At 41.7% G+C, this 10,783-nt stretch carries 5 protein-coding genes and 1 pseudogene; 2 read left to right on the forward strand and 4 right to left on the reverse strand.

Features of this window, described 5'->3' with window-relative positions; genetic code table 11:
• Positions 1 to 556, reverse strand: a pseudogene (locus tag AAC037_RS10000) (D-alanine--D-alanine ligase); the annotation flags it as partial.
• 526 nt (positions 557 to 1,082) lie between these two features.
• Between AAC037_RS10000 and AAC037_RS10005 the strand changes: the two are divergent.
• A complete protein-coding gene (locus tag AAC037_RS10005; protein ID WP_339902862.1) occupies positions 1,083 to 3,002 on the forward strand; it encodes a peptide-N-glycosidase F-related protein in 1,920 nt (639 codons plus the stop codon).
• Positions 3,003 to 3,130: 128 nt separating this feature from the next.
• Here AAC037_RS10005 and AAC037_RS10010 read toward each other — a convergent pair whose 3' ends face one another.
• From AAC037_RS10010 to AAC037_RS10020, 3 genes are read right to left on the reverse strand one after another with little or no spacing between them, the layout of a single operon-like run.
• Positions 3,131 to 4,198, reverse strand: a complete 1,068-nt coding sequence (locus AAC037_RS10010; protein WP_339902863.1) for a 6-bladed beta-propeller — start codon at positions 4,196 to 4,198, stop codon at positions 3,131 to 3,133.
• A gap of 9 nt (positions 4,199 to 4,207) precedes the next feature.
• Positions 4,208 to 5,611 carry a DUF1501 domain-containing protein gene (locus AAC037_RS10015; RefSeq protein ID WP_339902864.1) on the reverse strand — a complete coding sequence of 468 codons (1,404 nt, stop codon included), beginning with the start codon at positions 5,609 to 5,611 and terminating at the stop codon, positions 4,208 to 4,210.
• Positions 5,612 to 5,626: 15 nt separating this feature from the next.
• Positions 5,627 to 8,125, reverse strand: a complete 2,499-nt coding sequence (locus AAC037_RS10020; RefSeq protein ID WP_339902865.1) for a PSD1 and planctomycete cytochrome C domain-containing protein — start codon at positions 8,123 to 8,125, stop codon at positions 5,627 to 5,629.
• Positions 8,126 to 8,478: 353 nt separating this feature from the next.
• On the opposite strand from AAC037_RS10020, the gene AAC037_RS10025 reads away from it, so the two are divergent.
• Positions 8,479 to 10,783: DUF1549 domain-containing protein (locus AAC037_RS10025; RefSeq protein ID WP_339902866.1), on the forward strand; the 2,305-nt coding region annotated here is incomplete at its 3' end.

Consider the following 10,783-nt stretch of genomic DNA (forward strand, 5'->3'; position numbering starts at 1 on the left):
GGTCCAAAGCTAATGATAACTCCTCAGCACTTTTCACTTTACTCATACCAATACTACTGCCCCCATTGTTGGGTTTTACAAATATTGGCAACCGCAACTCTTCAAGGAGCTGCTCAGCTAGTCCGGGCTTATTGGCAAACAACTGTACAGACCTTGCCACATGTAAATCGGGGATTTCCGCAACAATCTTTTTTGTATAGGCCTTGTTCATGGTAATGGAAGATGTCAGCGCATCGCAAGTTGTATAAGGAATGCCTAGCATATCAAAATACCCCACCAGCTTACCGTCCTCTCCGGGAGACCCATGTATGATATTAAACACTCCGTCGAAAGTAAGTTTTTTTCCATTTTTCAAGGCAAAAAAACCGTTTAGGTCCATAGGCAATCTTGTCCCATCCTCTTCTTCCAAATACCAATTGTTAGGATAAATATGAACTTTATGCACTTCATAACGATCTCTATCCAGATTTTGGGCAACGACAGTAGCGCTTTTTTCAGAAACCACAGACTCCCCGGTATAGCCGCCCATGACCAAAGCAATTTTCCTTTTATTCATTTTAAAAGATTCAATTTTATGCGAATTACAAGAATATTTTGTAAAGAAAATGATAAATATTTTATTTGATAAAAAATTCCACATGGAATTGTTCTAAACAAAATGATGATAAAGGTCGTCTAAACTTTTTATATAATTAACTAAACAATCCTTAGTCATTGACTTTAGAAATTGTTAGAGTGCTATGTTATCAGAAAAATATTTATGGTAAGTAACTTCATAAGAAAAACAACAAAAAAACTCAGTTTTGCCGTTTCATGAGAAGAGCAGAAATAATAAACACCGCATACTTAGTACTCTCTGGCTTCGGATCGGCTTCACCGTCTATAATTTGCTTTGATTGGGCTTACCAAATAATAAATCTACCTACAACTTAATTCAAGTTAATACAGCATCTGGTTTTGCAAAAGATTTCTTAAAATTGATAAGAAAAACTTATAGGAGTTTTTAAGTAATCTAATTTTGATGGTAACTTTGAGCCTTCCGCTATTTTTATCTAAAATCATAAACCTACCTTATTAACTCCATGAAGCAATTCTTACTGATAAGCATTTTATCTTTCTGGTTCAATTCATCTCTTTGGGCCGGTCAAGGAGACACCTTACAAATCATTAGCCATGATGCGATTACCGTAGTAACCGACCCTTCCAAAGGAGCCAATACTTATACAGAATGGGCTGTGTTTCCCGGTGAAGAAGAAGCTATCCGAAAAATAGTAATGAAGATAAAATTTGCCTGCCCCGATAATATGCGGTGTGCAGACTGGGATTACCTGGATCATATAACAATTAAGAGAACCGGGGGCAAGGAAGGTGAATTACAGGATTTTGAAATTGGAAGAATGCTTACTCCTTATGGAGGTGCATTCGGGGAAAAATGGGAATTTGACTGGCAGGTGGATGTTACAGACTTTTCCCTGTTGTTAAGAGACAGCGTAGAGTTGGAATACAAGCATACCGGCTATGAGACCAATAATGACCGTGGTTGGAAAGTCACAGTAGCCTTTGACCTTATCAAAGGTCAACCAGCCATGGAGCCTATTTCCATTACCAAAATATACGATGGCTCTTTTGCTTACGGAGACAAGGAAAAGCCCATTGATAAAGCTTTGAAACCGGTACAGTTTACCTCAGAAAAAGATGCCGCTATGGGAAGGTTACGCATCCTCCAAACCGGACATGGCATGGATCGACCTGATGGATGCGGAGAATTTTGCAATAAATACCGGGACTTTCTTCTGGACGAAAAATTGGTTGCCAGTCGTCAAATTTGGAAACAGTGTGGAGAAAACCCCCTGTATCCACAAGCAGGAACATGGATTTTTGACCGTGCCAATTGGTGCCCGGGAGACCTGATCCAACCAGATTTATATGATTTTGCCATTGCAAAACCCAAACATACTATTCAGCTGAAAATGGAGGATTACAACTCTCCCAAACCCATTGCCAATGAACTAATTGCAGCCTACCTGATCCAATACAAGGCTTATAGGAAAAAAAATGATGTAACCATTGAAGATGTTATTATTCCCTCAAAAAAGGCCATCCATAGTAGATTAAACCCTGCTACTTTTGGCCCCACCATCGTGATTAAAAATAACGGAGCCGAACCATTAACCAAGCTAAGCATCAATCACGGGTCAAAAGGACAAGATTCCAATATCTATAACTGGGAAGGCTTACTCCAGCCCGGCGAAATGGACACAGTTACAATGCCCGGACTTATCCTTCAAAAAGGTGCACTTACCTATCAATTTGAACTGAGAAAACCTAATGGGAGAAAAGATGCTTCAAAACAGGACAATCTTATGTCTGTCAACTATACCCCAACCCCTGTCCATGAACCTACTTTGATTTTTCATTTAGAAACGAATAAGAAGCCTGAAGACAATGGCTACCAAATCGTGGATGCCGAAGGAAATATACTTTACCAAAGAGAGGTGGGCACTTTGGTTGCTGACACCTTATATAAAGACAGCCTCCAATTAAGCAAAGGTGCTTATCAACTGGTGCTCAAAGATGAAGGTGGAGACGGCTTAGAGTTTTGGTATAAAACAAGGGCCGGAAGAGGAAAGGCCATCTTACTCAATTCACAAGGAAAAATTGTCAAAAGCTTTAATTCAGATTTCGGAAGTAGCATCACTTATAACTTTACAGTGGGCGATACACCTGACCCAATTTTGGAAAATGAAATTTCTCTGGGTGTATTCCCTACCCGAACAAAAGATTTCACTTACTTCGATTTTTTATCAAACAACCCGGAAGAGGTACTTATTAAGTTGATTAAAGACCCCGGAGGAGAAGTAGTGGAAGAGCATCTTTACAGAGATTTTAAAGAAGGTAGGCTCACCTTTGACTTAAGCAGGTACCCAAAAAGCAGGTATTTTTTCCGTGTTTTTGTTAATAATAAGGTAGTTTATAATAAAAGGTTAAGGGTGAAGGAGTAATCAGTAGGCAGATCGCTTATGTTCACGATTTTGGCTTTTGAAATCAACTGTATGACTTCGATTTCCGCCGGGAATAAAAAAGCCACCTTTGAAAAAAGGTGGCTTTTTTACTTGGACAAAATTTCTTTCTAAATCCTTTCCAGCTTTACCGGATAGGTTTTCTCTGAGGCCCATTGAGGAACATAGATATTTTCATCTCTGTCTACACAAACATCATGGGGATGCATAAAACCTTGGAAACTCATGTCTTTTCGCTGTTCCTGAAGGTTTCCATTGACATATTCCGGAGCAGTGCCTCCCGGAGTGGAAACTACCCGGTCATTCTTGTCCAAGACGGTGATATAACCGGAATTGGGATAAGCCTGTGTGGTACTTCTATACACCGCAGCATATACATTGTCTCCACGTAAAACGGGCCTACATACAAATGAACCGGGGGTAGGGATGGTTTTGATATACTTCCCATCCAAAGTAAAGCGCTTATACTGCATATTCCCCCTGTCTGTAATAAGCAAGGTAGGGTTGTTTTTATCTCTGGTATCTACCAAAATACCATGACAACAGTTGAAGGTTTCATTGGTCTCACCTTTTCCTCCAAACTGTCGGATCAACTCACCCTTGGCATTGTACTGAGTTACATAATTTTTACCATAACCATCTACTATATAAATATCTCCATTGGCGGGGTTAATGGCTGTTTCTGTAGGAACAAATTGTTTGGGATAGGCATAATTACCTGTTTCTCTGGGGTAATCCATCACCATAATTTCTCTACCTTTTAAATCGGTTTTTATCACCTGATTTCTGGTATTGTCTGCAATGTATAGAAACTCCTCGCCACCCTCATCACTGATGGTAAGCCCATGTGCGCCTGGATAAGTGTCCCCCCAAGTTTCCAGCAACTTGCCTGATTTATCATAAATAATGACGTTATTTTTGGTTTCATTGGTCAAAAGGATCAATCTTCCTTTTGCATCCTCCACCATTTCATGGCAGTCATTAACAGGGTTTTTGGCTGGGTCCAAATTTCCCCATCCTTCTATGACCTTATATCGGTGCATGCCATGCCCCAGTATGGTTTCTTTTTTCATTCCGTAGCTTTTATTAACAATAATATTAGGAACCACTGCTCCTGCAAGCACTGTGAGTCCTGATTTCTTTAAAAATTCTCTTCTTGGATTTGGGTTTTCTTTCATGGGTGTAATTTAAGCGAATAAATCCATTTCTGCTTCTCCATGCCCATCTGGAGTGGTATAAAATGGACGTTTTTCAATTTCATAATTCGTTTCCGGATCCATACCCAGGGCATGGTAAATGGTCTGGTGCAAAGCCGCAATTTTGATTGGCTTTTCTATACTTTTACATGGCCTTTCATCAGCAGTTTTACCATAAACATAGCCTTTTTTGATTCCTCCTCCAAACATCAATACCGAACAACCATCTGTGAAATGCCTATGCATGCCATAATTTTTCATGTCTTCAATTATGTCAGGCACCTCCACTTGGTCTTTTACTTTCGCTCCCGGTCTTCCTTCCGTCAGCATATCCCTGCTAAATTCGCTGGCCAATACCACCAAAGTCCGATCCAGCTTTCCACTTTCATCCAAATCTTTAATCAACTGAGCAATAGGTGCATCAATCAATTTTTTCATTCCTTTCAGCCTGGTGTGCCCGTTTTCATGGGTATCCCAGCCTACAAAAGGTTCGTATTCTGAAGTAACACTTATAAACCTGGCTCCCTGATCCACCAGCCGCTTGGCCATCAAACAACCCAAACCAAATTTACCCGTGTTGTAAATGTCATATTTTTCCTTTGGCTCCTGGCTTAAATCAAAAGCCTTCGCTTCCGGACTATTCAATAGCATATAGGCTTGCTCCATGGATCGCTTCAGCGATTCTTTTTGGTAATCACTTCCAAATTCCCCCATGGCACTTTCTTTTATCAAATTCTCATAAAGCTGATTCCTTGCTTCAAATCGCTTGTTGGACATACCTACCGGAGGGCGAACACTGTCTAAACCGGAACTCGGATCAGGTATCAAAAAAGGCCCATACTCACTGCCAAGAAAACCGGCACTGTGGAAGGCCTTCAATTCCTCCCCTTCTCCTACGGTAAACCGCTGCCCAATATTGATAAAAGGCGGAATAACCGGATTGACCGGTCCCAATTCCTTGGCCATCCAAGAACCCATATGGGGTACCGCTACAGACTGTGGTGGCTCATAGCAAGTATGCCAATGAAATTGGTGTCGGGTATGCAAAATATGGCCAAGATCAGCGGCAACATAGGAACGAATCAGACTGCCCTTATCCATAACACCCCCAATTTTCTCAAGGCCCTCAGAAAAATTAACCCCATCTAAAACGGTAGGAACAGCTTTGAAGGTACTCAACACCTCTTTGGCCTCCATGCCTTTTCTAAAGGGGGTATATTTTTTTGGGTCAAAAGTCTCTGTATGAGCCATTCCACCTGCCATATAAAGCAAAATCACGGTATCCGCAGTGCATGCGTTTAATAAGGCTGAAATTGGAGCTCCTGCAGCCATGGCTGCAATAGAAGCAGCGCTTGTCTTTTTTAAGAAATCTCTTCTTCTCCAATTATAATTCATAGCTTAAGCTTTTGATTAGTAAATTAACTGAAATTCAGGAAGTAACAAAACTGCCCAAAATAAATCCTGTATGGCTTCAGGCTCCGGTTCTTCTCCCAAAGCTGCCATAGCAATTTTGAATTCCTTTTCTTGAGGCGCTCTTCCCAATAGTTGCTGGTAAACTTCCTGAACAATTATTTCTCCGGCTTCATATTTTTCTTTCCATCTGACCGCCCCTTCTTTTAGGGTACTGTTCAGCTTTTCGCCATTGGTTAATTCCAATGCTTGTAATAAACTCGCCTGACTGTCTCTACTCGTCATTACCACTTCCCGGTTGGTACGCCCAAGGGCTTTAAGCAAGCCGTTATTTGCCACCAGGGATGCGCGAACAAAGCCTATGTCAGATTGCTCGGAAACTGCCAGCTGATTGGGGTCATACTTCATTTCCTCCTCTGTAAATAGAGGGTAAATTTTTTGACTTACCCCATCGGTAAATTGCTCTGCCGTCATTCTTCGGATAACTGCCCCTTCAAAAATAAAATCATCTTCCACAAGAAACAAAGGGCTCTCTACCCCTACTGCCGGCTGTTGATAAGCTTTGGATATGGCAATTTTATATATGAGTTGCTTCAGGTCGTATCCGTCTTCTTCAAAGTCTGTAGCCAGCCAATCCAATAAATCCTGGCTCCAAGGGATATTATCCATCTCGTCTGCAGGCTCCACCAAGCCTCTACCCATCATTTGTTTCCATATTCTATTGACTATGGTGCGGTAAAGTCGGCCATTGGCAGGTTGCACCAAGTATTCAGCCAGCTGTTCCAACTTCTCAGACCTTGTGGCAGTGCTGTCAATTTCACCCAATTCCTCCCAAAGAATTTTAGTTCCGGCCTTCTCTCCTGTAGGAATATCACAACGACTAACCACCAAAGATGAATCCGCAAAAATATTAGCAAATGCATAGGCTTCTGTAAGTTTCCAGTCACTAATAAAACTGTCATGGCAGGAAGCACATTTGAGATTAAGCCCTAATATTACTTGCCCAACATTTTGTGCAGCTTGCATTTCAGTGACCTGACTTGCATTGACATCTCCTCTCCAGCGAATGCCTTCGATAAAACCCTTGGACTTTTCATCAGGATTCAATAACTGTTTGACAAATTGGTCATAAGGTTTATTGTCACGTAATGAGTTGTACAACCAATCGGTAATGGCATACCGCCCTTTGGTAATATAGCCTGTACCGGTATAGTCATTTCTCAGGGCATCATTCCAGAAAGTCAGCCAGTGGGTTGCATAATCGTCATTCCTATCCAGCAATTCACTTACCCAAATCGCCCTTTTATCAGGCCTGTTGTCATTCATAAAGGCCGAATATTCTTCCGGGGAAGGCTGTAAACCTACTATGTCCAAGTATATCCTTCTCAGATAAACCTTGTCATCCACAGGTTCTTTCCAAGCTATTTCTTGCTCTTCAAAATACTCATCCACCCAAATATCGATGGCTTGCGTCAATCCTTTTCTTTGAGCCGGCAAGTTGGGTCGCCTTGGGGCAAGGTCTGCTACCCTAAAAACACTTACTTCTTCGGCAGCATCCGGCCAAGGTGCTCCTTTGTTCACCCAAAAAGAGATCAAGGCTATCTCATCATTGGAAAGCACTTTGCCTTTGGAAGGCATGGCCTCTTTATGGTCTTTTGGAAGCTTGATTCTTCGAACCAGTTCGCTTTTGTCAGCATTTCCCGGAATAATAACCGGCCCCGACTCTCCACCGGCAAAAGTAAACTCCTTGGAATCAAGCCTAAGCTCTCCTTTAATCTTGGCATCACTGTGACACTTATAGCAATTGTGGGCAAATACCGCCCTTACCTTGCCTACCAATTCAATTTGCTTTTGTTCACTTAAGGCACCTTCTTCTTCAAAGGCCACCAAATCTATGTTTAAGTCCTCAGCGGAATAGGTTGATTCATTCCAAGGCAAAGTCTCTGTCAAATATTCCTCCCCATGGGTCAATGAAGCACCGAAATGTCCGGCAATTGAAACACCTAAGGCAGTGATAAATAGAGCAATTCTAAAACTTTTTATGGCTGTCTTCGGATACCCATCTTTTATTTTCCCCAATAAAAAAAGCAGTAAAAGACCCAGAATGGCCGTTGCAATCCCGGTCCACTGATGAATATCCAGCAAACGCCCTCCATATTCTTCTACATTAGCCAATAACAAGCCTAAAACCACAGCTACTACAGCCCCTATGGCCCCTGTCCATACCAAAGCAGAGATACCCGGTCTTAGTTTATGGTTAAAATCTTTAAATGTAAACAACTCTAACAGAGCGGCCAATAAAAGAAAGCTGACGGGAAAGTGAACTGCAAGGGGATGTAAACGCCCTAAAAACTTCCACAACCAAAAGGCATTTTCCGCCTCAGCTGCCTGAAACAATAGCACTGTTTCAAATGCACTCACCTCTGTGATAATTCCCAATGCCGCGAAAAAAAACACAGTCAGGGAGATTAACAGGTTACCTTTACTTATCCTTTTCATTCGATTTCATTTTTCCGGGTCTAAAGTTTTATGAGCGAAACTTCTAAAATTGATCAAAACCAACAGCATTACCAACAAAGCACATACTCAGCCCAACATTCGGATCAGTTTCAAATCTCACTGCAAAACCACCTTTACCCTTAATTAATCACTATTGCTGTTTAACACAATACTATTAAAATTTTGTGATACAACCACCCTGTACTATCCTGTTTGGTTTATAAAAGTTACTTCTTGATTTACAAATTTGCAAGATTTATTATACCAAGGGATGGGTATTGTACAGGATTGGACTTTGAAAGTAAAGTTTTTATTACTTACATTTAATGCTACTATTAGCATAACTACCCAAAATGAAAAGCCGAATCTTCATCTTCTTATTGCCTGTACTTCTGATCCTAACTTTTTGGTTATGGCCGGGCCAAGAAAAGATAAGCTATAATCGCCAAATCCGGCCCATTATCAATAACAAATGCATTTCTTGCCACGGAGGTGTCAAACAATCCGGTGGTTTTTCCTTGCTTTTTGAAGAAGAGGCCAAAATGAATACTGAATCCGGAAAGCCTGCTATAATCCCCGGAGATGCTGAAGCTTCAGAAATGGTCACACGCCTGACACACCACGATCCCGAGCTAAGAATGCCATTGGGAAAAGATCCTTTAACCCAAGAAGAAATTGACCTGATCAAAGAATGGATCAATCAGGGAGCAAACTGGGAAAAGCACTGGGCCTATATCCCTCCAAAAAAAGACATAGAAGTGCCTTCTGTGGATAGTGAAATACCCGCACAAAACGAAATTGACCATTTTATTTTCAGGAAATTGGACCAGATGGAGCTAAATCCAAACAAAGAGGCTCCAAAAGAATTGCTTCTCCGGAGGTTAACTTTGGACATTACAGGCTTGCCACCGGAGCTGCAAGCTTATGATGATTTTATGGCCAACACTTCTCCCAATGCTTACGAAAATAAGGTTGACCAACTGCTGGCCTCTCCCCATTTTGGAGAGAAGTGGGCCGCCTTTTGGATGGATTTGGCACGCTATTCTGATTCCAAAGGCTATGAGAAAGATTTGCATAGGGAAATCTGGAAGTACAGAGATTGGCTGATAGAAGCCTTTAATCAAGACATGCCATTTGATCAATTTACTATTGCCCAACTGGCAGGAGACCTATTGCCTGAACCGACTGAATCTGATTTATTGGCCACTGCTTTCCACAGAAACACCATGGCAAACGATGAAGGCGGAACAAATGATGAGGAGTTTAGGGTAGCAGCAGTGATGGAGAGGGTAGGCACCACCTTTGAAGTTTGGCAAGGTACCACCATGGCATGTGTGCAATGTCATAGTCATCCCTATGACCCAATCCGACACGAGGAGTTTTACAAAAGCCAGGCCTTCTTTAACAATACCCAAGACAAAGACCTATACAACGAACAACCCAAAGTTTTTACTTATGAAAAAGAAAGTGAACAAAGGGTCAAAGACCTGCTATCATGGGTAAATGAAAACCTAAAGCCCTCAGAAAAGCTTCCGGAAATCAGCGATAGCTACCTGCACAAACAAAAGCAAGAACTCCTTTATACTATGGGCTATAGAAAGGTTGAAGCAGAGGAGTTTCAGGACAAAAGCCGGTTTATCGAGTTGGTTGCACATGACCAGGAATCTATTTGGCAAGTTCAGGACAGTTCATGGATCATGTTCGAGAATGTTGACTTGACAGATATCAAAGCCATCTCCATGGGTTATGCCTCCCTGTATGGAGCCAAGGTGGAAATTAGATTGGACTCAATCCTTGGCAGAAAAATAGGAGAGGGTACCTTTGGAATAACAGACACAGGTTTTCCAGGCAATCGGCCCAAAGACTGGGAAACGTTAAAGGTGCCGATTGAACCGGTTTCGGGAAAACGAGACCTCTTTTACTACTTTAAAAAAGACAAAACCTTTGCCCAAGACCTCATCCGTGTAGACTGGGTCTTTTATCATGAAAAAGCTCCTTTAAAAGACAAGTATCCTCCGAGTTTCCAGGCCAAATTGGTAGAATTATCCAATACAAAAGCCATAGAAACCCCTATTCTAAAAGATTTACCACAATCACGTTCAAGAAGCACCTTTGTATTTGAACGGGGCGACTGGCGTTCAAAGGGAGAAGAAGTAACAGCCAACACCCCTGAAATAATGGGAACAATTAACAAGGAAAAACCCAATAGGTTGGATTTTGCCAAATGGTTGGTAAGCGGTGAGAACTCCCTCACCTCCCGCGTTATTGTCAATCGCATTTGGGAGCAGATATTTGGTTTTGGAATCGTTGAGAGCATGGAGGACTTTGGAAGCCAGGGCATCCCTGCCAGTCATCCCGAACTATTGGATTGGTTGGCGGTAAACTTTCAGGAAGACATGAATTGGTCCATAAAAAAATTGATCAAAAAAATAGTCATGTCCCAGAGCTATAGACAAAGCTCGGCAACAAACGAGGAAAAGATTAAAAAGGATCCGTATAACAAGTTCTTATCGAGAGGCTCAAGAACTAGACTACCTGCCGAAACCATAAGAGACCAAGCCCTGGCCATCAGTGGGTTATTGAATGAAAAGCAACTGGGACCAAGTGTAATGCCTTACCAGCCTGAGAACATCATCAGCTTTGGAGGAAAGTTTTGGT

The sequence above is a fragment of the uncultured Cyclobacterium sp. genome (genome assembly GCF_963976465.1).
Lineage (GTDB): Bacteria > Bacteroidota > Bacteroidia > Cytophagales > Cyclobacteriaceae > Cyclobacterium.

Excerpts from the sequence above, each read along its gene's own strand:
- AAC037_RS10010 (WP_339902863.1), bottom strand. The coding sequence starts at position 4,198 with ATGAAAGAAAACCCAAATCCAAGAAGAGAATTTTTAAAGAAATCAGGA.
- AAC037_RS10015 (WP_339902864.1), bottom strand. The coding sequence starts at position 5,611 with ATGAATTATAATTGGAGAAGAAGAGATTTCTTAAAAAAGACAAGCGCT.
- AAC037_RS10020 (WP_339902865.1), bottom strand. The coding sequence starts at position 8,125 with ATGAAAAGGATAAGTAAAGGTAACCTGTTAATCTCCCTGACTGTGTTT.
- AAC037_RS10005 (WP_339902862.1), top strand. The coding sequence starts at position 1,083 with ATGAAGCAATTCTTACTGATAAGCATTTTATCTTTCTGGTTCAATTCA.